Here is a 26,426-nt window from a genome sequence, read left to right as displayed (position 1 = left end):
GCGCCGTACGCATGCATCCCTTTGGGGTCGGTCTTGCCGTCACCGCGGTGTGCCGGCGGCCGAGTGGTAGACGAGCCGTGTGCCCACATAGCACTCATTTGGCGATGCCATGAGGCGCTGCGGAGGGCATGGACGTCGAGATAATCGCAATGCTGCCGCACCACCGCTCCGCGCGGCCTTGCCAACGACCGGGGCACTCCGACAAGAATTCTTTGCGCTCGCACGCCGGCGACACACGGTCTCACCCCCGATTAACCTGTCTTTATGGGATCTGGCTGAACACCCGCCAGCCCACCACCGACGTGCGCGACCTGGAGGAGACATCGGGCCGCGAGTGGGTTAGCTGATCAGACGCACGGCGTCCGCTCGCGCCCGCTGAGCTGCCTGCTGTTCGAGTCCGTACAGCAGCCCGAACGCGAACCCGTTCTCGCCCGGCGTGGTTCCGGCCCGGGCACCCAGGGTACGGAGGGTCTCGGCGGCCACGACGGAATCCTGGTGCTCGCCCAGCACCGTCTGGATCTCCTTGTACTTCTTCGCCTTCTTCTTGGACTTCTTCTTCCCGAGGACCGGTCTCGCCAGCTCGGCGGCGTAGCGGGCCCGCTTGGCGGCCTTACGCGCCCGATGCAGCGCCGCGTCGTCGGTGTCGGCGACCGCGGCGGTCAGCCTCTTGTTCGCCTTGCGCCCGGCCTTGCGCGTCGCCTTGCGGACGGAACGGGAATCGGCCGGCGCGATGAAGGGCGGATCGGTGCGCCACCGCGCCAGGGTGGCCATCAGCGCCCGGTAGCGGTCGCTGTCGAGGACCTCCATCGCGTTTGCGAGGTGACGGTGTTGCTCGGCGAGCAGATCACCCTCGATGCGGGCGGCGACCGGACCCATCACCAGCTCGTCCGGCAATTCGGCCACCTTCTCCGCGAACCGCTTCCGCTGCACCTGCCGGTCCCGCACCTCACCGAGCACACCGGCGTACCAGGACAATTCGGCGTCCAGCGTGGTGCGCGCCGCGGTACCGAAGAGCTTGTTGAATACGCGCAGGGTGCTGCGGAACCGTCGGATACCCACCCGGGTGGAATGGATCGGGTCCAGCCCGCGGCGCAGCCACACGTCGCCGGCCACGATCGCCTGGACCTGGGCGTCGAGGTACTCGGTCAGGGCCCGCTCCGCCGCGCCGCGTGTGTCGGCGGCGGGTGGGTGGGTGCCGGCGAGTGCGCGGCCGAGCTTCGACGCGTGCGGTGACGGCCTCGCGCCGGCCTTGGTGAGGCGTTTGCCGACCTTGGCCAGGACCTTCGTAGCCCGGGCAGGCTTGTCGTGCTCGCCGAGTTCGACGTCCACTTCCCGCCATTCGCTGACCACGGCGACGTCCCCGGCGACGGTGGCGTGCACCAGGTCGTCGGCCACCTCCGCGAGCAACTGCTCGTCCCGGTCGAGCAGCCGTTGGGTGCGCCGGACGGTGGACAGCGCCGTCACCTGGTGCAGGGGTTTGCCCAGGCCGATCCCGTACAGCAGGCCGGCAAGCTCGCCGGGAACCGTGTCGCCGTCGCCGGGAGGAAGGGATAGCTCGGTGCGGGCCTTGTCGGCGGGGACCTTCAATTGCCACCCGGCGCCGGTGTCACCGGTGCGGCGGCGCAGCGTGAGGTGCTGGCGAAGCAGGTCCCGGTCGGTGGTGTCGTAGTAGACACTGGTCAGGGTCGCCGCTGCGGTGTCGAGTCGGCCACCGGCCGGGACCAGCCCTTCCAGATCCGGCAGGGTGAAATTCCGGTCCACGTCGTACTTGTCTTCCCGCTCACGCTGCGTCGACACCATGAGTCCAGTCTGCCCTCACACCGATTCGTGTGGTTGCCGATCGCCGGTGGACCGGCGGGCGAGCAGCGACGGCAGGATCCAGAACCCGAAGAACATCACCATCGCCACCGCCGCCGCGATGATCCCGGTGCGCATGTCGACCACGAAGCTGAAGATCAGCAGCACCACGCCGACGAGGGCGAAACCCAGGACGGCGATGCCGCCGATCGCCAGTCGCTGTCCGGTCGCGACGAGGGTGGGCAGGGCATGCTGCCGGAACAGCAGCCGGTGGATGCCGACCGGCGCGACCAGCATCATCGTCGCGGTGACCGAGAGGGCGACGGTGGCGAGGTAGATCACCTCCTGGGCGTCCGACAGTTCCTCGAAACGCTGCTGGAACGGCAACGTCAACAGGAATCCGGTCAGGAGTTGAACACCCGTCTGCACCACGCGCAGTTCCTGCAGCAGGTTGCTCCAGTTGCGGTCGAGTCGCTGGGTTTCGGTTTCGTCGCGGACCCGACGGTTCCATGCGGCGTCGTCCCGGCCCTCTGCGTCCATGCCCAGGTGGTACCCGATTTGCTGGTCATCCGAACCCGCAACGGCCGCCGGCACGCGTGCCCCGGCCGCGAGTGCTGAGGCCGTCGAGCACACGCGCCCGGTCTGCAAGGCCGGTCGGGCGACACTCTTGCCCGGAGATATGTTGATCACAGAGCTCCGGTGCTGGATTGACCTGGAAGGTCACGGGCCAGAACAATTCGTAGTATGAATTCCGCGGAAGCACGCCAGGTCTCGCAGGTCACCACCCGGCTGCTCACGAAGTTCCCGACCGCCTCGCCGGAGGTGGTGGAATCCGCCGTGGAAGAAGCGGTCGCGCATTTCACGAGCGGGCGCATCCGGGACTTCGTTCCGTTGCTCATCGAGCGCACCGCGACCGCCAAGCTCGCCTCCGTGATCGAGACGTGAGGCGTCGCTTCCGACACGGGCAGGCGTACGTCCTCGCGTGAGGTGTGAGTGTCACCGTGCGCGGTACGCCACATTGGGTCGCCGGCCCGATCGGCGGCCGCAGAGTGACGCCACACCCCGGGAGATGATGCCCCATGAGGACGGTGCCCGAACCTGACTCGATCACCAGGCAGGCCGGGGTGGGTGTCCACCGCGCGAGGGATGGACGGGAAACCCTGTCGGTGGCGGAGGGCATCCTGATCGCCCGACGTCGTTGCAGCCAAATCGATGCATTCGAAGAACTGCTCCGAGTCGCGAACCGTCACCACCTCAGCGTGCTGACCGTCGCCCATGCTCTGGTGGACCTCGCCATCGACGCCCACCCCCCACTGGGATCCCCGGAACGGCACACGCCTCCGGAGCGCTGGCCGAGTGGGAGGCACATCTCGCACATTGGCCAGGATCTTCTCGGTAACGCCACCTGATGCCACCACCAGCCGATGCTGCTCGGCAGAGCCCGACGGGCAGCGGCATCTCGCGTGGCCCGCCGAGATCCTTGCTCCCGGCCGCGTGGCCTCCAGATCGTCGGCCACACTGACCATCCCGCCCGCGCGAGGGCTGTTGGCAGTCCCCGCGGCCCGGGGCAGGATGGGATCCATGTCCATGAACGAGCCGTTCCTGCCGATCACACACGTGCGTGGCGACGAGATCGACGCCGCAGACCCGGGATTGGGTGCCCCCGGAACCCCCGCACCGCCTACCGCCGACGACGACACCGACACCGACACCGATGAGAAGGAGCACGAATTCGAGGACCGCATGGAGCAAGCCCGCGGTGAGAAACAGATTTTCCGTACCCCCGAACCCTCGCCCGACCGGCCCACCTCCGACTAGCACGCGCGATGAACCGCACACCCCGCGCCGTCAGGCGTCCGCCTCGCTACCCGTTCCCGCGCCGGCTGTCGACCACCTTTCGAACACCCCGCCACGGATCCGACCTACCCACCCTCCGACTCAATCGGGCAATCCGCGTAGGCACGGAGTCCGGAGTCGGCGCGGGCCGACCGAGGCGGCACCGCTCGACCAGGATCACCGCACACAGCAACAGATGGACCGCGGGAACGATCAGGACAACGGTGACGAGGACGACGACAACAGCCAGCACTTCCACGGCAACTCCCCAGGCCGACAGGTGAAACCGCGACGGCACCACCCCCGAGCAGCACAGGCATCCGCAGCACTTCCACCGTATTCCACCCGGGCGACACCGACCGTAACCGTCAGGTGAACATCGCCGGAGTCCGTCACACCGGACACCGTCTCGCGCCCAGCCCGTGCTGCGCGAATCTTCACGATCCGTTCGACTCCGGCGCCTATGCTGACCCGCACACCCTCGCTCTCATCAGGGAAGGCCCTGCAATGTTCGTCCTGCTCCGGCACGCCCACGCGATAGGAAAGCAGAACTGGCACGGGCCCGACGCCCACCGGCCCCTCAGCGCCCTCGGCCAGAAACAAGCTGCCGGCCTCGTCGACACCCTCACCGGGATCGAGCTGCGCGTCCTGTACTGCAGCCCGACCACCCGCTGCCTCGACACCCCCGCCCCTTTGGCCGCCGCCCACCGCCTGCCCGTCCACGAGCACCCACTTCTCGCCCCGGACGCCGCCGCCGACGAACTGCATGCCGCCCTCGACACCGTCGACCTGGCCGGCACCCTGTGGTGCACCCACGGCGAAACCCTCACCGCGCTCGCCGCATGCACCCGCACCGACGGAACCCGCGCATTTCCCCATCGGTGACACCGCAAAGGGTGGGGCCTGGCTGCTCAATGCCCACACCCCGCCGCGCTACATCGACCCCGATCCGCCACAGTAGCCAATCTGGTAGTGACACACGTCACACTCGATCCCGGGGTTGGTCGGTGTAACGCTTCCGGCCCTTCCGGACACCGTTCGAGTAGCCGCAGACGCTGGGCCCGCGGCACCCGAATGAGGACCACCCGCCATGAGCACCACACAGCTTCACCGGATCACCCGCTCCGCCACCAGCACCTCCTCCTGGAAGCGCCTGGCTGCCGTCGCCGCCGCGACCGTCGCAGTCGGCCTCGTCCCGGTCGCCGCCGCGAACGCCACCGCCGCCGCACCGGCCCCTGCACAGCCCGTCGCCGCCGCCGTCACCCACGACAACCCGCTCGACCGCGACAACGACATGCAGCAGCAACGCCAGCACGACCGCCAGCGGGACCAGCGGCAGGACCGGCGCGCCGAAACCATCGTGCTCGACCAGATCCTGGTCGGCTGGAACAACAGCACCCCGATGTAGCGCAGCCCGGCCGCCCCACCCCCCAGGGGAGCGAAGCAGCGCACAGCGCTCCCCACCAGGGCCTGACGGCCTCGCAGCCGACATCACCCCGCTTTTGAGACCCGCGAGAAGGCAACCATGAGCACCACCGACACCCGCCCCACCGAGGCGGTCACCACCACGGCAACAACATTCGGCAACACCGCCGACCTGACCGGTGCGCTGATCCGCGCCGCGATCGCTCACGGCGAACACGAAAAGCGCACCGGCGCAGCGGATCCGAACTGGCCCGACTGGTACGCCGCCTACATGGTCGCCGAACGGGCCGGGACGGAGCTGCCCACCTAACTGCCCTGCCTCGCCACCCCACCGGTCGACCCCTCACCCCGCCCCACCCACCCAGGAGGACGCCATGTCCACGATCCACCTGCACCAGACCACCACCGCCACCCCGGAACAATTCCTCGACGCGCTCACCGACTTCGGGCCCGGCCGCCAGACGCTGTTCGGCAACAGCGCCGACGCCTACCTGCAGGTGCACGAACTCGGCACCGACCACGCCGACGTCACCGAGGGCTCCGGCGGGGCCTGGGAACGCCTGCACTACGACTGGACCGACCCGCACCGCATCGTCATGACGACTACCGACTCCAACCTGTGGGGCGGCAAGTCCGGCCACACCTACACCCTCACCCCACGGCCCGACGGGACCACCGACGTCGACGCCGTCGTGGTCCGCGACGGCAAGAACCTCAAAGGACGAGCGCTCGGGGCCGTGCTCGGCGTCTTCGGCACCCGCGTCCTGGGAAAGCCGTTCGACAACACCGTCAAGGCCATCGAAGCCCGCAACGCCACCCCGCGGACGGCCAACAACACCTAGACCCCGGCCACGTCCGCGTCGGGCCAAACCATCACGGTGTCGACGAGGGTGCTGTCTTGGAGGATGCGGTCTTCGAGGGCGGTACCTTCGCCGACGTCCGACGTCCCCGCACCGCCTTGCGCGCAGGAGCAGGAGTGATCGCTTCGGCCGCGGTTCCGGCCGGAGCCGCCGACACCGCTGCGGCCTTCGCTCCGGCATCGGTCCTCGCCCCGGGGCCGGTCGACTGCTCATCGGTCCTAGGCTTGTCCGGCTTCGTGTTGTCCGGCTTCGCGCCGAGTTTGAGTTGATCAAGGACCAGCGCAGTCCCACCGACCGCGGCCACGATCGGCCACTGCACCACACCGGTCACCGCCACCGCACCCATCGTCAACACGGCCGCGGGCGTCGAATGACTTCCGCGACGGGCACCCTCCGCAGCCCCGACTGCCGCACCTTTCATGCTGCCGACCAGGACGCCGACCGCGGCTCCGCCGACCGCGCCGAGTGTGGCCGTCGCGGCCTCACCAACCCCGGTCACCGCCCGTGCCGTTCCGTTGACCAAGTTCATGCCCTCTCGCCCCGCTCCACCAGTGTTGGAGATCGACGACGCCGCCGATCCTGTCCGACCGGGAGTACCCACCGACCGCCCACCTGAACAGGGCACCGACCACGGGGTTTGTTTACCGCGGCGGCGTTGCCGATCCGGCGACGATGCGGCACGATCACAGACATCATGTGCATGCGGAGGTGGCCGGAGAACCCGGCACCGGCCTGCGGAGGCACCGAAGTACACGGTCGACGCCTCCTGGTCGCCGACACCTCCCTGACGCTGGAGCTGGCCCGAGTCGTCGCTTACGACGCCGGCCTCGCCGTCCACCTCACGCTGACCGTCGCCGCCGGCTCCGCCCACCGGGCCCAGTACCAAACCCGCCCCTTGACCGACCCCCGGGACACCTCCGCCCGCTGGTCCTATCTCGACATCTGGCTCGGCACCACCGGCCACCTGATCGTCGCCGACCCCTACTGTGCCCGCCCCGACATCCAGGCATCGGCGGCCGGAATGTGCACCTACCGCACCGAACCCCAGTACTGGATCGGCACGGACACCGATGACTCACCCGTGCGGTCGCTCACCCTCACCGCCGAGTGGCGGCAGATCGGGTTGAACCCCACCATCGCGACCCTTGCCCTCGACCACGTCGCGGATCGCCGAACCCGGCGCGCTCACAGGTAATCGTCTCGCCTGTGGTCGGCGATGGTGCGCAGGAACGCCCGGAAGGTTCGGGGTAGCTGTGGTGTCCCGTCGGGTGCCCCCAGCACGATCGCGGTACCCGCGACCGCGGTGAGCAACCGCAGGACGGTGGTCGTGGGCCGGCCGTCGCCAGCCAGTCTGAGGACCGCCGCCCGTTCGGGTGATCGTCCCGCGACGGCGATGTCTGCTCCTGGTCGGCGGCGGCGATGGTGATGGCGCGCCGAGGCGGGAACCGCCTCCCACGACAACGATTCGCTGCCCGGACAAGACGTTCATGGTGCTCATCAGGGGTGACGCCTTTCGGTTTGAGGGACCCATGTGGAATGCGGAGATGACCTCACACGGGGGCCTGTCAATGGGTGCGCCCTGGTGGTGTGCCGCGGCATGCCAGCGTTCATCTATCTGTCGTCTGGATTTCGGCGGTCGGGATAGTGACTCAGAGCTTGCCTTCGTTCCTCGGTTCCGGCCGTGTAGAACCTGGTTATCAGTTGATCGAAGTGCATTCCGGCGTCCGAGAGGACGTGCACGAGTTGGTCGCCGAGGATGGTGTGGTCCCCGGCGCCTTGGAGGCCGATGAAGATCTCCCACAGTCGAGTTCCCGGTGGAGGTGGTTTCGGTCGATGCTTGGCGTGAAACGCTGCGGTGCGCTCGGAGGCCAGCACGGGATTGAGGATCTGCCAGCGGCCGAGGGCTGCGAGGGTGTCGGCAAGGACTGGGTGCAGTGCGGCGACGTACTTGGAGGCGGTGGCTTCGTCCGCATAGATCTGTAACACGTTTTCGACAAGATCCCCGTCGTGAAACGGCGCTGGCGGATCCGGCCCGAGATCCCAGACGCTGCCGAAGTAGACCGGGCGGCCACCGACCGCGGGATAGTCGGTGACCGTGGATTCGACCAGACAGAGCATCGGGTGCGCGTAGAGAGCGGCTACACGCGCTTGGACCGCGAAGATGTCGAGAACGATGCCGGCGGTGCGCCGGTCCATTCCTGCGAGAGTGTCGTATCCGGCGATGGCGAGGACGGTCCCCGAGCTGGCGGGATCGCTGCCGTAGTCGAACCTGGCGACGTCGGAGAGCACGTCGTTGAACGCGTCGAGGTTGCGGCCGTAGTGGGCGGGAAAGGACATCGCCTTCGCGAAAGCGGTGTGCATGTTCGCGACGGTGGTCCATGGATGGGCGTCGATGCGGTGTACGAGGTAGCCGAGATCGGTGAGGCGGGCGCACGCGCTGTCGAGTTGGAACGCGGTGTCATACCGGTGCACGTTGCCGTTCTGCAGAAGGCTCCAGTCGAAGCGTTGACGCTGCTCGTTGAACACGTCGCGGTCGGTCGGATCGAACACACCTCTGTGCGCCATACTCCGAGCGTAGAGGCGGGTGAGCACACGGAACGTGACCGACCACCGATCGGTGACCGGGTCGTCGATTTCTGGACGCCGATACAGTGCCGGGGATGGATCAATCAATTCGCGCCCATCGAGCGGGCCAGGTCGGGTATTCCGGTGGACTCTGACAGCCAGGCTGCCGTCTCCGGCGGCGACCGGACCGACGATCTCCTCACCAGGGCGGTGATCGAGGCCCTCGCGGCGGGCATATCGTGGGCGCAGATCGCCGCGCAGCTCGGTGTTCCACCCCCAGTCACCTGCGGCCACGCCGCCGTGACCGATCATGACTGGCAGGAAGCGATCGTCGCGCACGAGAATGCCCGGGCAGCACGGCTCAATAACCAAACCTTGCCCCGGCGCCCGAGAGCCTGCTGACCCCACACACGCCAGCCGATCCGCACGACGAACGGGTGGAACTAGTCACGGAACAGCCCGCTACTGTCCGCCGCTTGCAGTCGTCGCGGCACGGCGCCAGGGCCCTGCTGAGAGTTACAGCCACGGCGCCCCCACTCCACACTGCAAGATCGACAAACTCGCCCCCTCTGCGGCGCTCCGCCCTGGTGAAGCATGCAGGTGGACCAGTCGCGTCAGAGCTCGGCGAGAGACACCAGCCCGTCCTGCAGCGCCCGGATCAACAAGCCGGACTTGTCGGCGACGGGGCGCCCGGCGGCCGCGTACTTCGCTCGGATCCGGATCAGGTGGGTGTTGATCGTGCCCAGGCTGATGCCCAGGTCGGATGCGGCCACAGTCTTCGATTCACTCCGCAGCCACAGGCGGAGGATCTCCAGCTCGCGTGGTGTCAGCGTGGGCCGCTGCTGCGGCTCCCCGACAGTGTCGGGCGTGGGGCCAGGAACAGAAGTCATCGCGATCTCACCTTCTCGAGCCGCAGCACTGGCCACGGGACGCACACCTGTGTGATTCGAGGCGGTGCGCCATTCGGATGGGTCAGTACGCGGGGGCCGACATCGATGAATCGAGTTCCGCCCAGACGGGCGCGGTGTTCGTTCGGCACCTGGGGTTACTGGCCGAGGCCCGAGTGCGTGCGGGCCGCGTGCACACCCTGGTCGTAGTCGTCGACGTACCCGCCGGTGCCGGGAAGATAGGTCGAGTCGACCGCCCGGGGGTTGTAGGCCATGAACACCACGTCCGGCCGTCCGCCGTTGATCTGCCGGAAGGTGGTGTAGTCCCAGCCGTCGGGTGCGTAGTCGTCGTTCCAGCGCAACCGGGCGACCGCGACGAATCCGGCCTTGCTGTACAGGTCGGGGAGCACGGTGTCGAAGCAGTCGAGGCGTCGACCTCCTTGTGCGACTGCGGTTTCCAGCAGTGCACGCCCCGCTCGGGGGTGGCGGCTGTCGCGGTGCGCGTAGACGGAGACCACCTCATCTGCCTTGAGGGCGACGCCGGCCCTGCCGTCGTCGGTGATCAGCAGGCGCATGTGACGGTATTCGTCGATGTCGTACACGGAGACCGACGCGGCGTACGGGTTGTTGTCCTTCAGTGCGCTCATCTGGGCGTGGTACAGGGCGACATCACGAGGGCTCAGCTCGTAGAGGTCGGGAGTGCTGTAGCCCCGGGCCCGCAGATACCGGGCACGATCGCCGGGCAGGGAATGTGTTGCGGTGGGAGGACTTCCCGGTGGTTGATCAGAAGCCGTGGAACTGCGCCAGCGTGATCGCCTCGTCGTTCCATTTCTGTTCGATCGCGCGCCGCTCGGGCTCCGGCATCTGCGGGGTCCAGCCCTCCTGACGGGCCCAGAACGCTTCTCGCTGTGCCTGTGTCAGTGTCGGTGTCGGTTCGTTGGTCATCGGTTCCGTCCTCAGGGGTGGAGTTTTGCTGATTATGGCGTAGCGCGGCGATCTGCCGGGCACGCAGTTCTTGGCCCGCCGTCAGGCGCTGCTGCGCAACTGTGCGGGCGGTGGTGTCGGATTGGCGGTCGATCTGCTCCCGCAGCTCGGCCTGTCCGCCGGGGGTGGAGTCGTACAGTGCCCGAGTCTCAGCCACGGCGGCTTCGGCGCGGCGGACGCGTTCACCGACCGTGACATTGTCGGGGTCGTGTTCGAGCGCGGAGCGGGCGTCGGTAAGGGTGCGGCGGGCGCGCTGCAGGCGTCCCCGCGCGTGTGGGGTGCAGCGGGGTCCCGGTTTCGGCTGGCACATCAGTGCGCGGCCCCTGTGACGGTGCATCGGTCCACCAGGGTGGCGAGCATGCGGGACAGTGCGTCAACCTTGTCCGGGTCCGGGGTGTGATCGGTCTTCAGGTACCGGTCGCGGCGGAGTTCGATCATCACCGCGCCGACTCGGGGGTCGGTGCGGTACCGGCTCAGGGGCACGTAGCAGCCGGCGTACGGGGCGTTGACGGCGCTCTCCTGGAGTCCGGCGAAGGCGGCCTGTACCTGTTCGGTCAGCGGTTCGGGGGTGTGGAAGTCGTCGGTCCCGATGCAGAGCGGGGGTCGGGTCCGGGTGGGGTCTTCGAATCCGGACGGGTACCGAGGGTAGGAGTGCACGTCGATGATCACCGCGGCTCCGGTGGCGGCGAGCCGGTCGTCGACCAGCTCCGACAGGGTGGTGGCGTAGGGGTGGAAGTAGGTGTCCATCAGGTATTGGGTGTCGGGAGCGGGTTCGGGTCGCAGCAGGGTGCCGGTGCAGGTGCGGGTGTAGACCGCTCCCCTACCGACCGTGTTCATCGGCTCGTCGTCGCCGGGGAATCGTTCGGGGTCGATGACCAATCGGGAGACCTGGTTGATCGCCAGCCAGGGCCTGCCCCGCCCTGACGTGGCGTAGTCCGCGGCACCGGAGGCGATGAGGTCGGTTGCGGTGTCGGTGGATTCGTCGAGTTCCATGTGCAGTTCGGCATCGGAGAGGAGCAGCCCCTTGCGGACGGTGCCGGGGATCGCCCGGGATGCGTGTGGGACGTGCAGGATGACCGGGGATGCGGGATCGCCCGACTGGATGCGGCAGATCGTCATGACAACTCCCTTTCTGGGGTGGTCGGGCAGTGGGACGCCGGAGTGTGTTCGCTTGCGCGTTTCGTTCGGTGGGGAAGGGCCGGAAGCGCTCCGCCAAGGTGTCGGTCGGTAGCAAGGTCGGCGACGGGCACGGCGATCTCGGACGGTCATCGATTGTGAGCTCGGTTGGTGCGGACCGCCTGGACGCGTAACAGGTGTCGGTCGATCTGCCCGTTGCTCAACGCTTCTGGGCGGTGCCCGATGTGAAACAGCCCGGTGGTGTGCGGGCAGACGAACACCGCGAGGCCCTTCTCCCCGGGGTGCCGTTTGCGGACGGCTTTGGCGTCCGCGCGGCTGTGATAGCCGCGGTGATGACACAGGTCGCAGAACGTCCAGCGGGCGGCCGGGTTGTGGGCGCGGGAGGTCATACGGACCGTCCGATCTGAATATTCAGCCAATCGGACAGCCAGGTGATCGCGTCGCGGCCCGCGTTGTCGACGACCAGGGCGCTGTAGTTGGTGTGGGCGTCGGAGGTGAAAAAGCTCGCGGCCTTCAGGCCTTCGCCGACCAGGGCGGTCAGGTCCTCGGCGCCGCGGGACTGGGCCATGGTCGTCAGCGAGCCGGTCAGCGCGGGCAGATCAACGTTCTCCGGTTGGGCGCTGATGCTGGTGGCCGCGGTGGACTGCTTGCCGAGTAGTTCCGGCGGGGTCTTGGAGGCCTTGCCGGAGAGCATGTTCACCGCCACCGAGGCCAGGTCGAGGCCGACGGGCAGCAGGCCGGCCATCGCCGCCCCGGCGCCGAGGGGGTCGGGGACTTGTCCGGGGGGCGGCAGCAGTTTCTCCACCGCGGTCCAGGCGATGTCCTGGATCCGCCCGATGAGGGTGGCCAGCCGGATGACGTCGACGCCTCCCAGGATCGACGCCACGAGCGCGGCGATCTGGGTGTATCCGGTGGGGTCGGGGATGACCGAGAGCACCTGGGAGATCCAGCGCAGATCCACGGCTGCGGCCATCTTCACCAACGGTGCGAATTGGTTGTTCAGCTCCCCCGCGACCTGATGTGCACCGTGGGCGTCGAGGGCGGCGACCTTCTGCGGCAGCACGGTGAGGTTGCGGAGAATGCCCGGGACGTCGAGAGCGGTCACCCCGGTGGCGACGTTGAGGACCTGGCCCACCACGGTGGCCGGTTTGAGTACCGACAGCACGGTCGAGGCCGCCGACAGCGCATCGACTGGGGTGGAGGTCAGTGGGGCGACCTGGCCGCCGAGGGTGGTGGCCGCGGTCGACAGCTGCGCCGCGTCCGCGGATGTGGCGGCGACGGTCGTAGTCCCCGAATCGGCGAGTTTCCGTGCGGTGTCGGCGATCGTCGTCACCGCGTTCAGCGCGGCGGACAGATCCGAGGCCCCGGCCTTCGAGAGCACCTCGGAGGCACTGTATTCGGGGCTGCCCACCGGGGCGGCGGCGAGCTGCCCGGTGGCGGCACGTGCGGCCCCGGAGTCGATCAGGTCAGCCATCGGGGCGAGCGAGGTGGCGATGGACTTTGCCGTCGCTGCCACGCCGCTGACATTGACGTTCGGCTCGGCGAGCTGCTGTCCGAGTGCGGCAACATTCGCGCCCAGTCCCGGCAAGTCGGCCGCAGAAAAGTCTGAGGTCAGCGCGGTGGCCAGCTGGACGTTTCCGGCGTGAACGTTGCTGGTGTCGCCGTTCGTGCTGGGGGTCTTGGTCAGGATCGACCCGAGCGAGCCCAGTAGTGGGTTGTCGCCCTTGCGGATCGAGCAGTACAGGTCCCCGGGGTCGCAGATCGAGGCAACCCGACCCGAGAGTGTGCCCATGCCCTGCGGGCGGGGGTCGGCGATGCCGTGTCCGGAGGTGCGAGGACCGACAATGGCGGAACCTTTGGTGCCGGCGCCGGGGTCGGCGAGCAGGCCGATCGCCAGGACACGGTCGGCAGGGACGGGCCCGTGGTCGTTGCCGATCTGAGAGGCGAGATCGCCGGCGGCGTCGGCGCCCTGGGAGTAGCCGGTGATCGTGAACTTCGTGTTCGTGCACGCGCTCGCCACGTCGGTGAGAACCTCCGTGGCCTTGGTGAGGGCGTCGAGTTTGCTGTCGGCGTAGGTGTGTCCGTTGTCGAACGCGCGGGCCATGTACGGGAGGGTGTAGACCTTGGCTCGGTCACCGTGGGCGGCGGTGATGGCGTCGGCGACCGGTTTGAGGATCCCAACAGGATGGGTAGGGTCGGCAGTCTCGGAGGTCTCCCAGGTACCGGGGATCAGCAGGTTGAACGTCGCCGCACAACCGGTGGGGTCGGCGTGCGCGATAGCGGGGGCGGTCACCGCGACACTGCCGCCGGCGACGGTCGCACACGCGACGAAAGCCACCAGGCTGCGGGCTCTCGAATATCTTGCGGGCATGGGCACCTCATCTGTCGCCGGCGGGCTCGGACACTCCCCCCGCCGGGCGAGTCCCGTGTCGGGAACCGCCCCGGTTGGGGTGAGGTGCATACGGTGCCCGAATCCGGCAACGGAATTCAACGGGGTATGGGGATAACATCTTCTGCCCGGCCCTCATTGGAGGGTCGTCTGCTACCCGGGCCACCGCCCCGCACTCCCGTAGCGTTGCGAGAACCGCTAGCTTCGATAGCAGTGCTTACCGACATAGCAGTGCGTTCTGCGGCAGCGGTGCTTCGCGATCTGGCTGTGGAAAGCGTCCCGTCCCCCTGTGATGCGGTCCAGGCCGGGATCAGATCCAGTCGATGTGGACGGAGTCGATGTGGTCGAAGTGGAATCCGAACTGGTCGCTGTACTTGTCGAAACCCTTGTTCTCCGGGTAGTCGAGGGTGGCGTGCCGCTCGAGCAAGGCGACGACCCGGGCGTGATCGTCGTTGGCCAGCGCGGCGGCCAGTTCGCGGGACTCGTCGCTGCTGAAGGGTGTGTCGGAGTTCGCGAAGTCCAGGGTGCGGACCCGGTAGTCGTAACCCTCGTCGGCGCCGTTGCGGACCATGACACCGCCCTTGACCCGGATGACCGCCTTCTTCGGTGTTCCGTCCGGGCGCAACACTCCGGCGCGTTTCATGATGTCCTCGGCTTTGACGTTCCTGAGTTTCTTGCTGGCATCGGCACGCAACTCGTTCGTTTCCCCGGACCGGTATCGGGAGACCGCGGAGCGGGACCGCCCGATCTTCGCGGCGACGGCATCGACGCCGCCGAGGCGTTCGATCGCCGCGCGGCGTTGGGCACGCTCGAGAACGTCCGGGTGCGGGATGCGGCCTTGCTGCGCCCACCGGCGCAGTGTGCGGTCGGACGGGGGTGTGCGGCCGGCATCGATCGCCGCCTGCCGCAGGCCCTCGTTGCCGAGTTCCGTGCGCAGCTGCTTGACGGAGACCTTGCTGGTCAGCCCGGCCAGTCCCCCGCTCTTGACCTGCTTTGATTTTTCCACACCGCTGGTCGCGGCGTTGGCGACGGACACCTTGAGGCCGTCGAGACCGACCGCCTCCTGCGCCGGCTTCGTGGTGCGCGGCTTCGGAAGATGCAGTGCCATCAGAGCACCCCCTCCCCTTCGTCGGCGGCGTCCTCGTTGTCGGCGAATGCCGCCTTGATCGCCAGGTTCACATCGTGCACATCCTCCGCCGAAGTGAAAGCCGATATCAGGGTGTCGGTGAGGAGTGTGTCCTTCTCCACCGACATCTTCCCCAACGCCTCACTCGGGTCGGCGATGTCCTCCCCGTCGGCGAGGAGGTACACCCAGGAGTCGGTGACGGTGCGGACCGGCCAACGGCCGTGCTCGCGGGCAATCCGCATCGCCACCCGGCGGCCACGCCACCGACAGTGCGCGACAATCGACGCCCGCCACAGCGGTTGGTGGTGATGCTGCATCTGCTTCGCAGTCCACATGTCCGGGTTCACCATTCGCCCGATGTAACCCTTGTAACAGGTGCCGAGGAACCGCTTCGTCGCCGCATCCTCGGTATCCACCGCAACCTTGCGGGCGTCGCGCAGGATCTTCGCCCACTTGTCGAGGGCGCGGCCTTGCTGCGGGTAGACCCAGGCCTCGGTGATGTCGAGGTCGTCGAGTTCGGCGCCGATTCCGCCGTCTGCGACCGGTGCGCACAGCCCGTCGAGGCTGACCGTGGTAACCCAGGTCTGCACCGGTTGGTCCGCGAGCATGTGCGGGTGCGCAAGAGGTAGCTTCTCGGGCAGCGACAACGTCTGCCCCGCGGGCAGGGTGATCCGCCACAGCCCGAACGGGGCCCCCTTCTCCCCCACCGCCGCAGCAGCCGCCGCGTTACCGGTCAGGTGCTTGGGTTGCCCGTAGCCGAATTCGAGCATGCCCGCGGAGGCAAGGTAGGCGGCGCGCTGATCGATGGACACCAACCGGCCCGTCCCGTCGAGATCCTGCGCGTCGGGGACGCGTGTCCAGCCGACCGCGGGTTCGAGATCTCCCCGCGGCGGGCCGTCCAGCGGTGGGACCGAGCCAGGTGCGGTGACGACGATGCCCTTGCCGCTGCGGGTGCGCTCCCGCTTGATCTTGTCGACGATCGCGGCGCCGGTCCGCGCGGGCGTCGGCCCCGGGAGCACCCCCAGGTGCCGGGCGCACCACGCCAACCGGCGACCGAGTTCACGTGCTGCCGAGAGGTCGTCGTCCGGGAGATACGTTCCGGCCGTCGGTGAGCCGAGGATCCCCATGTCGCCGACCCGGTTGTGCCAACCGAAGTCCTTGTTCCAGTACGTCCACACATAGGGTTCGATCACCACATCGACCATCGAGGTGAAGTTCCCGATCGAGCGGGACAGGTGCACCACGTGCCCGGGATCGCCGCGCAACTCCCACCCCGCGTTCAGCAGGGGGGTGAGGGCGGCCTGGAGGACGGCAGTCAATTCTTGGGCGGCGCGGGTGCGCAGGGCTTCCATGTCGTCGACGTCGTCCTCGCTGCCCGGATCGATGATCCACCCGAGCAGCTCGCATGCGCCCTGTCCGACGACCCAGATCTGTGCGGGGGCTCCCAACGGTGTCAGCGCGGCCCAGCGGATCAGCTTGTCCAGCTTCTCGACCGAATCGACCGGACCGGTCAACTCCCGCCCGGAGGGTGTGTACGTTCCCGCGGCGGTCACGATCAGCGCATGGCCATCGGCCTCCTCACCGGCGGGCAACGCCTCCCACACCGGTGTACGGGGTGTTGCCGTCGGCTCGATCTCCGATGCTGGGAGATCCAGGGCATCAGCGGGTGTCGTTGGTTCCGTCGTGGCGGTTTCTGACGTAGCTGTTTCCGCCGGTGCGATTTCGGTGGGCTCGTCGTCGCCGTTCACCGCAGCGCTGTCCACTTCGTTGCTGTCCACCTCGGGAGACGGCGGGGTTGGGGCGTCGTCGGCTTCGGCGACGTCGCAGTGCTCGGACGATTCCGGGTGTCCGGCAACGGCTGGCTCCGAGGCCGCCTGATCGGCTGCGATGCAGACACCAGCATCGACGGAGGCAGCGTCGTCGTCGGGGAGAACGTCGTCGTCGGGGAGAACGTCGTCGTCGGGGAGAACGTCGTCATCTGGGACAACGTCGTCATCTGGGACAACGTCGTCATCTGGGACAACGTCATTGGTGGGATCGGGAGATGTCGTCAGGGTTGTCTCGGGCAGTGCGAACAGGGGTATCTGTTCCCACGGCCCGCTCATGAGTCGTGCTCGGCGATCCGGCCGTCATGATCTGCCGGCGGGACGCTGTAGCGGTCGAAGAACTCCTGCAGGGCCACGTCCACGACGTTGGTCACCGTGGATTGGCGATTGTTCACCAGCCAGGTCAACCGGGCCTCCGTCGAGGCCAGTACCCGGGTATTGAGCGGAACCTTCGTCGGTCCCTTCCGCGGTTCCAACTTCGCCGTCAACTCCGGACTCGGCGTTCCCGCACCACCGGAGTCTCCCGCACCGGGAGCGCGTTTCCCCGACTCCGCGGCGCCTCGTCCGGCTCCGGTCGGGCGGCGGCGGGCGCCGCCTTCGGAATGTCCCACCTTCGCCATACCCACCCACTCGTATTCCGCGTGCCGCCCGTGTGCTTGCGCGGACATCACCCTACCCACTACGTGCCTTGTTGCAGGTATTTTCGCTGGCATGTTTGCGTGCGGTTTTGCGCTTAGAATTTAGTGCGGTCAAGTGCGATCGACGGCACCGACACCACAGGTGACTGCACCACTACACACACTGCGTGGCTGCGGCAGAGGTGCGGCCCCTCCCTCCTTCGCTTTGCTGGCGGTAGATCGTTGCCGAAAGTCTCGCTGGCACCCGGTCCCCGGCGAGGACGGACCCACCGTTGCGGCCCGACGAAGGTATCGGCTGTGGGCGGGGCTACCAGCGGTGGACGACGCTCGGGTCCGGCTCGTCGCTGCCCCGAATCGCGACCGGAGTCGCCGACGTGATCAGCAGGCGAACCGTCGAGTTCTGGCTGACAAACCCGACGAATCCGCCGTTGCCGTGGTCTGCGAAGAGGCCCCGGATAGAGTCCTCGAGGCCGTGGGCGGCGGCCGCATCGGCGAGAGGATAACGGACCCCGTCGTAGATCGCTTCGTAACTCATCATCCTTCTCCCGCTGGTCTCGTGATGCCCACAGCGTACGAGCGCCGGACCGACGGTTGGGGCCGATGCCGACGCATTTTCCGCACCGAGATTCGGCCGGATCGCTGCACCCCGGGCAACCACGGCCAACCTGTCACACGCACCACCGTCGACCTGCGCCGGGAGAGCGTCACCACCCGGGGGGCGGGCCGGTTACCGTCTGTCGGTATGGGGACCACCTTCCACGGGCCGAGCCCGTGGCCGCACATCACCCGCGCCATCCGCACCCGCGGCGCGCGGTACGCCGCGATCGGCTACCTCGGTCAGGACGCACCCGAGCTGCTCCCGCTGCGCGCCGGGGACCTGTTGGTCGTCAACGCCTCCAAGGCCGCGGTCCGGGCGCACGCCACCTCCCCCGCCGCCCTCGCGTACTACGTGAACAAGGGGGTGCGGGTGCTGTCGTCGCCGACCCTGCACGCCAAGGTGATCGCCACCAGTCGGCGAGCGGTGATCGGGTCGGCGAATGCGTCCGAAAATTCCGCCCTCGCCGACGACGCCGTGGTCATCACCGACGACCCCGACATCATCGCCTCGGTGCGGAAATTCATCGACGGCCTCGACGAGCTCACCGAGGTCGATGAGGTGTTCCTCGACGACGCAAACCGGGAATGGGAGATCGGCCGCGCCGTCCCACTGCCCGGGGTCACCGGCCGCGTCCGCACCGGCACGGACTTTCTGCCGGCGCCGGTAGCCCGGATGTTCGTCAAACATGCCGTCGACTACGAACCCACCCACACCGAACACCAGGTGCTCGAGGAGCACCGGTCGCGGCAGCGGACCACGGCTGGGCCTGCAGTGAAGTACCAGCTCGAATCGCTTCGCCTCGACAAACCCAGCAGTGTGAAGCGCGGCGACGTGATCATCTTCGTCTCCGCCGACGACGAATGGATTTACCCACCCGCCGTCGTGGTGTCCGACGCCATGAAGATCCCGCGGTCCGGCGGGGCGGTGTTGTACTTCCTCCGTATCCGCACCGACCTGCCGCCACTTTCCCTTCCCGAGGCGGAGAAGGTGCTCACCGACCTCGGGCACCCGGGCTCACGGTTGCCGACCGACCACTACGTCCGCTCCCCCAGCCTCCGGACCGCGCTGCTGGGACTGTGGAACCTCTGACCCTGTGTCAGCGTGGGAGTCCGCTGCACAGAACCGACGAACCCGACGGCCGAAACGCGACCCAGGATTTGGACGCATCACCCATCGACTGATCGAACCTGTCGGTGTTCACTCGAATCATCACAAGCCCTGCGAAGGCTCGACCCGAGCGGGTGGACGCAATGGCGGCGCCCGTCATCGACGCCGGGGAAGGACGGCAAGGATGGAACCGGAAACAGCGGAAGCTCGCATGTTGCTGTCGGTGATCGAGCATGCCCAGAACCTGGTCGCACTCGCCGACTACGACACCGGTCGCGTGCTCTATCTCAACCCTGCCGGAATGCATCTGATGGGATTGACCGACGAGGCGGCCGCCGCCGCTCGCTGGGCGCCGGAGTTCTTCACCGATGTCGGGTTCGTGCAGGCCCCCGACATGGAATCGGCCCTGCTCGAACAGGGCCAGTGGGATGGTCGGTCGGAGTTTCGGCATTTCTTGACCGGTGAACCGATCCCGGTGACCCTGTCGGCCTTCGTGGTCGAGCGCACGCAGGACCGCCCGACGGTGATCGCCTGCATCGCCCAGGACCTGCGGACTGCGCAGGAGCACGAACAGCGCTTGCACACCGCGTTGGAGGCGGCCGCGTACCGGGCCCGCGAACAACACGCCCTCGCCGAATTGAGTCAACTCGCCGTCGACGGCGACCTGGACCACGTGCTCGCCGCCGCGGCGGACGCCGCCGCCGCGTTGATGGGGGTCAACTGCGCCTCGGTGGCCCGGGCCGAAAAGCCGGGCGGCGCATTGCGGGTACTCGCCTACCGCGGTCAACCACCCGCCCCGGAAACCTTCACCCCCGGTGCCGATTCCCAACCCGGCTACGCGGCCGCCGTCGACGAGATCATCATCTGCCCCGACCGGTACGGGGAGCACCGGTTCTCCACCGAAGCCATGAATGCCCGGGGGTTGCGGAGCGGGGTCTGCGTTCCCATCGGCGCCGAGTCGGTGTGGGGCGTGTTGACCGCGCACAGTGCCCGCCCCCGCGAATACTCCGACCGGGAGGTGATGTTCCTGCGGTCGGTGACCGCGGTGCTGACCGCGGCGATCCGGCGCATCGAGGCAGAGGAGGCGCTGCGCTATCAGAGCCTGCACGATCCGCTGACCGGGCTACCGAACCGTGCCCTGGTGCATCAGCAGATCGACGCCGCCCTGGACGCGGCACGCGGGAGCGAGCGCAGGGTCGCGGCGTTGCTGATCGACCTCGACGAGTTCAAGACCCTCAACGACCGGCTCGGCCACGCCGTCGGAGACGACGCCCTCATCCGGTTGGCCGAACAACTGCAGGCGGTGGTGCGGCCCACCGACACCGTGGCCCGGATCGGGGGCGACGAATTCCTCATCGTGTGCCCCCAGACCACCTCGGTCGAGGAGACAATCGCCATCGCCACCCGGATCACCGAACTGCGGGTCGGGGCCGATTCGGCCGGTCGCGAACTTCGGTTCACCGCCAGCGTCGGCATCGCACTCGCCGGACCGCAGGAAACCCGGCAGACGTTGATCCGTCGCGCGGACGCGGCCATGTACCACGCCAAAGTCACCGGAAGCGGCTACGCCCTCGCCCCCTGACGCAAACCCCACGCACCCAATCATGCAGACCGCCACTGATATCCGGTGACAAACCCGGTCACACCGGAGACCTGGGAATCGAGAACCTGCGACCGGGAAGGTTGCACGGCTCGGTGGCACGTTTTTGTGTATCCGGCCTGCGGGTTCTCAACGTCGTGGCGGCGGGTGATTCTCACGAACGTGTCGGAATCCTCAGCCCCGGTCGCTGTCGTGTTAGCGGATCCCTGACCGGACACCGCCAGGCGTCGAGGGAACGCTGCGTGTCGCATGCACGGACACGCCGATGTCCGTCGCTCGCTCGCCCCGGCAGCACCGATCTAACGCTGCTCGTGTCCCAAGTGCTGTCGGGCTGCGGCCGGGCCGCCGATGGGGCCGCACAGCGCCCGTGACGTTGGTCCCTTGCGGGGCGGTGCAGCGCCTCCGATGCTTGTCGTATGACAGTCGGACGCAAGATCGTCGGTGTCGCCGGGGCGGCAGCTGTCGTCTACGGGGCCTGGGTACGCCCTCGGCTCGTGCGCTGGGGCGCGACGGATGAGGAAGTCGCGGGACCGTATCCCGGTGCCGACCTGGTTCCCGACGGTGAAAGGGGCGGGGCGATGGCCGTCACGATCGACGCCCCGCCGGATCAGGTCTGGCCGTGGCTCGTACAACTGGGCGGGGATCGCGGCGGCTGGTACTCCTGGGACCACCTCGACAACGCCGGTCGCCCAAGTGCCCACAGAGTCCACCCCGAATGGCAGGACCTCGCCCTCGGCGACCACGTGAAGTACTGGACACGCCGCCACGGCCCCGTGGACGCGTGGCAGGTTGCAGCGCTTGAACCGAATCGATTCCTGGGACTGCACGGGTTGAGCGATCTTCGAGGCCGAAGTCTTGATCCCCAGCAGCCACGGCCGTCGGCCTACACGGAAGGACTCTGGGGCTTCCTGTTGAAGGAGTTGCCTGGCGGGCGCACACGTCTCGTGATCGGCGGTTATCAAGCCTTCCGCCCTCGCTTGCTTGAACGTGTCGTCTTCTACTGGCTCTTTCCCCCGGTTGTCTGGATCATGCAGGCACGGATGTTGGCCGTACTCAAGCGCAACGTCGAACGAGCAGCCCACTGCGATGCTAGCTAGCGTAGCGAAGTTAGCTATCCTCTCTTTGCGGTTACGGTCGCGGAGCTTTTCGGCGCACGATCGATGGCGCCGCGCACCGGGCCGGGTGTTGCAGCCCAATCGATCTGAGCCTTGCGCACAGCCGCCGCACGTGATGACGTTTCCGCCGGCCATCCGGTCGCCGGCGAAGAAAATAATCAACCGACCCAGGCTCGGGCACTTACGTCACCGTGATGAAATCGTGCCTGCTCTCCCCCTTGCCAGAAGAGCTGCGCGAGATGGGTTCGCCAACCGATCAGCAACTGAACGTACCCGCGTCGATACGCACACTGATATGCCCGCGTCACCGTCGAACGACTCGAGCGGCCGCGATGGCATTTGACGAGACCCGCACTCGACTTTCGTGGCGCGATCGATCGCGGTTACCCGTCGGGATCGATCACCACCCATACTCGCCCGATTCGGGATCGAGTGGCGGGGTATCTGCGCCTGCGGCGGGCTGCAGCTCGACGGATACGCGTTGCTGCATCGTGCGGGCGTGGTGTTGCTTCGCGGTGATGGCAGTCTCGATCCGGCAGCGCAGGTTTTCGTCGTCCAGGCGTGGATTGTCGAACCCGGTCACCACCGCCAGCTCGGTTCCGATGCGGATGTGGGCGGTCTTATTGACCACCGATCCGTCGTCACGGCACGCCAGGTCGCGTCCAGCGGCGATGACCTGAGCCATGGCGTCGTCGCGATCGGACGCCGCCCCTGCGCGCACCGATGTCCGCTGAGTCTCCAGATCCCAAAACGACACGAACCACTCCACAACCGCTCCCTCGTCCACTTTTCTCGAGTGAACTGTATGAGTCACCGGTGTCCAGCATGCAACGCGGCACCCGCCCACCTGCATTGCGCAGATGATTGCCGACGTTGTGATGGTGTTGCATCTGCATTGCGGTCCACACGTGCGGTTGTCTGTTGCATCCGAATCGGGCGCCGGCGTTGCAAACCTCGTACTGGCGGCGTTGCGTTTCCGCAACCAGGCGTTGCGTTGCCAACCTCATCTGGTTGGTCTGCAACGTCGGGCTGTGTTGCGGTCAGAGGCGCTGGGTGTTGCGGAGGTTCGGAATTTTGCTGGGTGGGGCGCGCTTCGTTCTGTTGGTTGGGTCGTCTCCCTGGTCGTGCCGCGGAGGGCACGAAGTGGTCGTCGCCGCGTTGCCGGGGGCGGGTGATCAGGGCGCCCCGACCAATGTGTACTGCGGATCGAGCGTTGCCGCATTGCGTCCGTCCGCCATCTCCTCGAGCTCCGGCAACGGGGGCGTCCGGAACCCGGCGTCGACCGCGCGTTGCGCAACCTTGTCGAATCGGCGCATTGCGGTGCTTGCGGCCTTGGCCCGCGTGAGCGTGGCGATTTCCGCGTAGCTGTGCTGTTCGATGATTCGCAGTCGGGCCGTCTCTTTCACTACAGGCTCGAAGTCGGCGCACGTGTCGATGAAGTCGAGGAGGTTCTCGATGGTCTGGGCTTCGTCCGGCAACACGAATGGTTCTTGCGAGTCCTCCGGCGCATTGCCGACCTTCAGGGAATCGGCGTTGCGCCCGTCCAGTGCACTGGGCGCAACGTGCTCCTCGGTGAGGGTCGCAACGTCGGTGAGGTCATCTGGGTTCGCCTCGGTTGGTGGTGCGGCATCCGCAACGCCAGTGGAACCCTCGGGTCCAGCCGCGGCCTCACGACTGTCGTCGGGTGCCGAGGAGTCGTCTGCCGGTGCAACGTCGGCGAACTGCGCAACGGCCTGAGCAATGCGCGACGCAACGTCGGGATCCTGTGCAACGTTGCGGTCCGGCGCAACGGCCTGAGCAATGCGCGACGCAACGTTCGGGTCCGGCGCAACGTCGGAGTCCTGTGCAACGTCGGGGTCCCATGCAACGTCGGGATCCGGCGCAATGCTCGGAGCAACGAGGGCCGCAATATGGCCGACGTTACATTCGGATGCCGGCATCGACTCGGCCGCCGCCGTCGGGTAATCGGTCGTGATGTCCTCACCGTCCCGCTGTTCGCGGTCTCGGGTGTCTCGGACGACCTCGGTGTACTCGGTGTGGGCGGTGCCGATGGCCTTGATGAGGATTCCGACACCGTGGGTGAAAGCCAAGACCAAAAGTGGCGGAATGACTGCAATGAGCGATGCGCCGGTGGGAGTCAATGGGGTGTATCCCAGGTTGATGCCCGCTGCAACACTCCGCGCAGCGGCTTCCCCGGCGCGGTAGGCGTGGTAGGCGTTGCCGAAGACGCTGATGAAGACGACGACCACTGCGAGCCAGAGGAAGAAGCGCTTCCCTGTTGCGCTGCCGTTGATTTTGCTGAGCGCAACGATGGCGATCGTTGCGCCGAGGATTGCGCCGTCGACAATGGCGGGGAAGATCCAGGTGAGGTAGTGCGGGATTCCGGCCTGCATTGCGAGGTCGCGTTGCACGGCGAACGAGAGTACGAATGCTCCTGTGGTGATGCCGACCGCAATGGCGATCGCAACGATTAGGGCAGCAATGAGGGCGCGGAGCTGGATTCGTGCTGCTCGGATACTAAGGTCGTTCATGATCGGGTGTCCTTTCACGGGGTCCCGGTCCACGAGGCCCCCGCCGCTGCAATCGGCGGGGGCTTCCTTGTGTTGGTGCGGCCAGTGCGTTGCGGTGGGCATATCTCGAACTACGAGGGCTCACCTAGCACCGCTAGCTAGTGGCGCTATCGGTGCTAGCAGCCGTTTTTGGCCAGGTACTCGATGAGCGCGGCGTCGGTGACCGACGAGATGGTGATGCTCCGGTCCCCGGTCTCGTAGCGCAGCTTGTCCACACCGCGCGTCAGCCGGGCCTTGGTCGAGGGCCGCAACCGTACATTGTGTTGTTCGCTGAGTTTCTCGACAGGCGATGCCGCCTCGGGTGCAGGAGACCAGACCGGCGTGACGGGCACGTCGGCGACAGGCCTGATGGTCGATTCGGTCGGAAGTTGCGTCGGCTGCTCGTCGACGGCGGCCGGGGTGGGGTCTTTGACGACCCGGGGACGCTCAGGAAGATCTGCAGCAGGGTGCGCCGGCCTGCGGATAGCGGGTTCACGTTGGACGCTCATACGGTCGCTCCTGCGGTCTTGAAGGGTAGTTCGCTGAGAAGGTCGGTGTACGCGAGCTGCAATGACAGCGATTTTCCGCCCGCGAACTTGTGGATTGGGGTGCGCGCGCTGTGTGCGTCCTGCCGAGTGGCGTACTCCGGGATGGCGGTGCGCGCGACGAGATCGCCATAGACTTCGCGCAGCTCGCTCTCCCGGAACTGGTGCTCGCCTGTCCCCCGTCGTCGACTGAGGACGATCTTGTCGATAGCCAGATTCGGGTTCGGGCGTCGCTGGACGTTCTCGACGGTTTCGAGGAGCTTGGTGACGCCTTGAACGCTGTCGATGGTGGGCTCGGTTACTACGATGACCCCGTCCACTGCACAGAAAACGGCGAAGAGGAGTTTGCCGAGCGACGGTGGGCAATCGAAAAGGACAGCGTCATACGCGGACAGGTCGAGGCCCTCGAAGGCGATGTCGAGGCGGAAGATGAGGTCGTTGGCCCCATCCGACTCGATGTTCGCGAGCGTCTGGTCGGCCGGGATTAGGTCGACGCCGTCCCATGGAGTGGCAATGACCGCGTCGATCGCCGTGCCCGACTCGGTCCGGCTCATCAGGTCGTAGGTTGTCAGCATCTCGTCGGTGATGGTGACGCCCACGCCATTGGTAGCGTTACCCTGGGGGTCGACGTCGACAATGAGGACGTGTCCGCCAGCGTTGCTTATTGCGCTCGCGAGACCGAGGGTCGTGGCGGTCTTGCCCACTCCCCCTTTCTGATTGCAGATCGCGCATTTGCGTGTCATGACTTGGTTTCCGTTCCGTCGAGGCCAGGAGACTTCCAGATGCGCGCGATGAGCGTTAGTGCAACTCCGCACGCTCGCGTAGGGAGCATAGCGAGGCTTGGCTGCTGAGCTAGCTCGACACGCCGAGCAACGCTAGCGTTCTTCGCTAGGTGAGCTAGCGTGCATAGCGTAACTAGTGTCTCTAGTTTGGCTTTCGTAGCGATCACCGCTGCGAAAGCCGACATAGATATCGCCTCTACGATTGCGACCCTATCTACGGTGTCTGTAATCGCTTTGCTCGCAACGCTTACTGCACTAGTTTTCATAGTGACGTTAGATACGACTGCGCCTATAGCGATGACAGCAACGCTCGGTATTTGAACTTTTCTAGCAAGCGTTGCGCTCGTAGTTTTGTTCGCACTCATAGCTCTGCACGCAACCCTACGACTCCTAGACTGCGTAGCCAGCTTAGTAAGGCTAGAAAGGCGAGTCCGCCTAGACATGCGAGCGTCTATAGAAAGCGCTGCTACAGTAGCGCTCATACGGCGTCTAGCTCAGGTAGATATCTTTGCTGACATCTCTCTGATAGCTACGATTGCGAGAATCGCTGCGATACAACGGGTAGCTGTGATCGTCTCCATAGCAGAACTATTCGCGATATGAAGGCTAGAGACGATAGCCCAAATAGCCCGGATAGTTACGCTTCCCTTCGTGCTACCA

The 26,426-nt window shown here is 66.9% G+C and carries 30 protein-coding genes and 1 pseudogene; 12 read left to right on the top strand and 19 right to left on the bottom strand.

What is annotated here, in order from left to right:
• Positions 1–339 precede the first annotated feature (339 nt).
• Positions 340–1,800 carry a CHAD domain-containing protein gene (locus ACFWAY_RS22670; protein WP_378512248.1) on the bottom strand — a complete coding sequence of 487 codons (1,461 nt, stop codon included), beginning with the start codon at positions 1,798–1,800 and terminating at the stop codon, positions 340–342.
• Between the two features lie 15 nt (positions 1,801–1,815).
• Entirely contained in the window at positions 1,816–2,337 is a 522-nt protein-coding gene (locus ACFWAY_RS22665; protein ID WP_378512247.1) for a DUF6328 family protein, read from the bottom strand.
• 204 nt (positions 2,338–2,541) lie between these two features.
• Between ACFWAY_RS22665 and ACFWAY_RS22660 the strand changes: the two genes are divergently transcribed.
• The 7 genes and pseudogenes from ACFWAY_RS22660 to ACFWAY_RS22630 all read left to right on the top strand — a co-directional run bounded on the left by ACFWAY_RS22660 (position 2,542) and on the right by ACFWAY_RS22630 (position 5,900).
• The gene (locus tag ACFWAY_RS22660; RefSeq protein WP_378512246.1) at positions 2,542–2,742 is read left to right on the top strand and encodes a three-helix bundle dimerization domain-containing protein; all 201 of its coding nucleotides are present in this window, start codon (positions 2,542–2,544) and stop codon (positions 2,740–2,742) included.
• Positions 2,743–2,885: 143 nt separating this feature from the next.
• Entirely contained in the window at positions 2,886–3,206 is a 321-nt protein-coding gene (locus ACFWAY_RS22655) for an ANTAR domain-containing protein (RefSeq protein ID WP_378512245.1), read from the top strand.
• Between the two features lie 172 nt (positions 3,207–3,378).
• Entirely contained in the window at positions 3,379–3,615 is a 237-nt protein-coding gene (locus ACFWAY_RS22650; RefSeq protein WP_378512244.1) for a hypothetical protein, read from the top strand.
• A gap of 525 nt (positions 3,616–4,140) precedes the next feature.
• A pseudogene (locus tag ACFWAY_RS22645) lies at positions 4,141–4,594 on the top strand (SixA phosphatase family protein).
• A gap of 129 nt (positions 4,595–4,723) precedes the next feature.
• Positions 4,724–5,041: a hypothetical protein gene (locus ACFWAY_RS22640; RefSeq protein ID WP_378512243.1), complete on the top strand. Its 318-nt coding sequence runs from the start codon at positions 4,724–4,726 to the stop codon at positions 5,039–5,041.
• Positions 5,042–5,158: 117 nt separating this feature from the next.
• The gene (locus ACFWAY_RS22635) at positions 5,159–5,368 is read left to right on the top strand and encodes a glyoxalase (protein ID WP_378512242.1); all 210 of its coding nucleotides are present in this window, start codon (positions 5,159–5,161) and stop codon (positions 5,366–5,368) included.
• A 64-nt stretch (positions 5,369–5,432) separates the two neighbouring features.
• Entirely contained in the window at positions 5,433–5,900 is a 468-nt protein-coding gene (locus ACFWAY_RS22630; RefSeq protein WP_378512241.1) for a hypothetical protein, read from the top strand.
• 31 nt (positions 5,901–5,931) lie between these two features.
• Here the strand turns inward: ACFWAY_RS22630 and ACFWAY_RS22625 are convergent, their stop codons facing one another.
• Positions 5,932–6,447, bottom strand: a complete 516-nt coding sequence (locus tag ACFWAY_RS22625; protein ID WP_378512240.1) for a hypothetical protein — start codon at positions 6,445–6,447, stop codon at positions 5,932–5,934.
• 165 nt (positions 6,448–6,612) lie between these two features.
• Here ACFWAY_RS22625 and ACFWAY_RS22620 point away from each other — a divergent pair, with 165 nt between their 5' ends.
• Positions 6,613–7,113, top strand: a complete 501-nt coding sequence (locus ACFWAY_RS22620) for a serine/threonine protein kinase (RefSeq protein WP_378512239.1) — start codon at positions 6,613–6,615, stop codon at positions 7,111–7,113.
• Here the strand turns inward: ACFWAY_RS22620 and ACFWAY_RS22615 are convergent.
• Together ACFWAY_RS22615 and ACFWAY_RS22610 are read right to left on the bottom strand one after the other, a co-directional pair.
• Entirely contained in the window at positions 7,104–7,379 is a 276-nt protein-coding gene (locus ACFWAY_RS22615; RefSeq protein ID WP_378512238.1) for a hypothetical protein, read from the bottom strand. The genes ACFWAY_RS22620 and ACFWAY_RS22615 overlap by 10 nt on opposite strands.
• 150 nt (positions 7,380–7,529) lie before the next feature.
• On the bottom strand, positions 7,530–8,483 hold the full coding sequence (locus ACFWAY_RS22610; RefSeq protein ID WP_378512237.1) for a barstar family protein: 954 nt from the start codon (positions 8,481–8,483) through the stop codon (positions 7,530–7,532).
• A gap of 144 nt (positions 8,484–8,627) precedes the next feature.
• On the opposite strand from ACFWAY_RS22610, the gene ACFWAY_RS22605 reads away from it, so the two are divergent.
• Positions 8,628–8,885, top strand: a complete 258-nt coding sequence (locus ACFWAY_RS22605; protein ID WP_378512236.1) for a hypothetical protein — start codon at positions 8,628–8,630, stop codon at positions 8,883–8,885.
• Positions 8,886–9,097: 212 nt separating this feature from the next.
• On the opposite strand, the gene ACFWAY_RS22600 is transcribed toward ACFWAY_RS22605, so the two are convergent.
• The 10 genes from ACFWAY_RS22600 to ACFWAY_RS22555 all read right to left on the bottom strand — a co-directional run bounded on the left by ACFWAY_RS22600 (position 9,098) and on the right by ACFWAY_RS22555 (position 18,005).
• Positions 9,098–9,373 (bottom strand): response regulator transcription factor, encoded by a 276-nt coding sequence (locus ACFWAY_RS22600; RefSeq protein WP_378512235.1) that lies wholly within the window; start codon positions 9,371–9,373, stop codon positions 9,098–9,100.
• Positions 9,374–9,528: 155 nt separating this feature from the next.
• Entirely contained in the window at positions 9,529–10,017 is a 489-nt protein-coding gene (locus ACFWAY_RS22595) for a hypothetical protein (RefSeq protein WP_378512234.1), read from the bottom strand.
• Between the two features lie 136 nt (positions 10,018–10,153).
• On the bottom strand, positions 10,154–10,315 hold the full coding sequence (locus ACFWAY_RS22590) for a hypothetical protein (RefSeq protein WP_378512233.1): 162 nt from the start codon (positions 10,313–10,315) through the stop codon (positions 10,154–10,156).
• Between the two features lie 348 nt (positions 10,316–10,663).
• Positions 10,664–11,473, bottom strand: coding sequence for an N-formylglutamate amidohydrolase (locus ACFWAY_RS22585; protein ID WP_378512232.1), 810 nt, complete (start codon positions 11,471–11,473; stop codon positions 10,664–10,666).
• 146 nt (positions 11,474–11,619) lie between these two features.
• Positions 11,620–11,880 carry a hypothetical protein gene (locus ACFWAY_RS22580; RefSeq protein ID WP_378512231.1) on the bottom strand — a complete coding sequence of 87 codons (261 nt, stop codon included), beginning with the start codon at positions 11,878–11,880 and terminating at the stop codon, positions 11,620–11,622.
• Positions 11,877–13,862: a cutinase family protein gene (locus tag ACFWAY_RS22575; RefSeq protein ID WP_378512230.1), complete on the bottom strand. Its 1,986-nt coding sequence runs from the start codon at positions 13,860–13,862 to the stop codon at positions 11,877–11,879. Before ACFWAY_RS22575 ends, ACFWAY_RS22580 begins: the two co-directional genes overlap by 4 nt.
• A gap of 328 nt (positions 13,863–14,190) precedes the next feature.
• A complete protein-coding gene (locus ACFWAY_RS22570) occupies positions 14,191–14,988 on the bottom strand; it encodes a hypothetical protein (RefSeq protein ID WP_378512229.1) in 798 nt (265 codons plus the stop codon).
• A complete protein-coding gene (locus ACFWAY_RS22565; RefSeq protein ID WP_378512228.1) occupies positions 14,988–17,111 on the bottom strand; it encodes a hypothetical protein in 2,124 nt (707 codons plus the stop codon). Before ACFWAY_RS22565 ends, ACFWAY_RS22570 begins: the two co-directional genes overlap by 1 nt.
• Complete coding sequence (locus ACFWAY_RS22560; protein ID WP_378512227.1) at positions 17,108–17,500, bottom strand: hypothetical protein; 393 nt, start codon at positions 17,498–17,500, stop codon at positions 17,108–17,110. Before ACFWAY_RS22560 ends, ACFWAY_RS22565 begins: the two co-directional genes overlap by 4 nt.
• 277 nt (positions 17,501–17,777) lie before the next feature.
• Entirely contained in the window at positions 17,778–18,005 is a 228-nt protein-coding gene (locus ACFWAY_RS22555; protein WP_378512226.1) for a hypothetical protein, read from the bottom strand.
• A 207-nt stretch (positions 18,006–18,212) separates the two neighbouring features.
• Here ACFWAY_RS22555 and ACFWAY_RS22550 point away from each other — a divergent pair, with 207 nt between their 5' ends.
• From ACFWAY_RS22550 to ACFWAY_RS22540, 3 genes are all read left to right on the top strand, one after another.
• Positions 18,213–19,157, top strand: a complete 945-nt coding sequence (locus tag ACFWAY_RS22550) for a phosphatidylserine/phosphatidylglycerophosphate/cardiolipin synthase family protein (RefSeq protein WP_378512225.1) — start codon at positions 18,213–18,215, stop codon at positions 19,155–19,157.
• Positions 19,158–19,359: 202 nt separating this feature from the next.
• A complete protein-coding gene (locus ACFWAY_RS22545) occupies positions 19,360–20,757 on the top strand; it encodes a diguanylate cyclase domain-containing protein (protein ID WP_378512224.1) in 1,398 nt (465 codons plus the stop codon).
• A 434-nt stretch (positions 20,758–21,191) separates the two neighbouring features.
• Positions 21,192–21,872, top strand: a complete 681-nt coding sequence (locus tag ACFWAY_RS22540; protein WP_378512223.1) for a hypothetical protein — start codon at positions 21,192–21,194, stop codon at positions 21,870–21,872.
• A 418-nt stretch (positions 21,873–22,290) separates the two neighbouring features.
• Here the strand turns inward: ACFWAY_RS22540 and ACFWAY_RS22535 are convergent, their stop codons facing one another.
• The 4 genes from ACFWAY_RS22535 to ACFWAY_RS22520 form a co-directional block, all read right to left on the bottom strand.
• Complete coding sequence (locus tag ACFWAY_RS22535) at positions 22,291–22,647, bottom strand: hypothetical protein (RefSeq protein WP_378512222.1); 357 nt, start codon at positions 22,645–22,647, stop codon at positions 22,291–22,293.
• 418 nt (positions 22,648–23,065) lie between these two features.
• A complete protein-coding gene (locus ACFWAY_RS22530) occupies positions 23,066–24,421 on the bottom strand; it encodes a DUF2637 domain-containing protein (RefSeq protein WP_378512221.1) in 1,356 nt (451 codons plus the stop codon).
• A 155-nt stretch (positions 24,422–24,576) separates the two neighbouring features.
• Positions 24,577–24,948, bottom strand: coding sequence for a hypothetical protein (locus tag ACFWAY_RS22525; RefSeq protein WP_378512220.1), 372 nt, complete (start codon positions 24,946–24,948; stop codon positions 24,577–24,579).
• Positions 24,945–25,727 (bottom strand): ParA family protein, encoded by a 783-nt coding sequence (locus ACFWAY_RS22520; RefSeq protein ID WP_378512219.1) that lies wholly within the window; start codon positions 25,725–25,727, stop codon positions 24,945–24,947. The genes ACFWAY_RS22525 and ACFWAY_RS22520 overlap by 4 nt, the downstream gene beginning before the upstream one ends.
• Between the last annotated feature and the right edge of the window lie 699 nt (positions 25,728–26,426).

It is taken from the genome of Rhodococcus sp. NPDC059968 (assembly GCF_042738615.1).
In the GTDB taxonomy this organism is placed as follows: Bacteria; Actinomycetota; Actinomycetes; order Mycobacteriales; family Mycobacteriaceae; genus Rhodococcus_F.
Note: the sequence above shows the minus strand (reverse complement) of the source record. Positions and strands in the feature narration are given on the sequence as shown.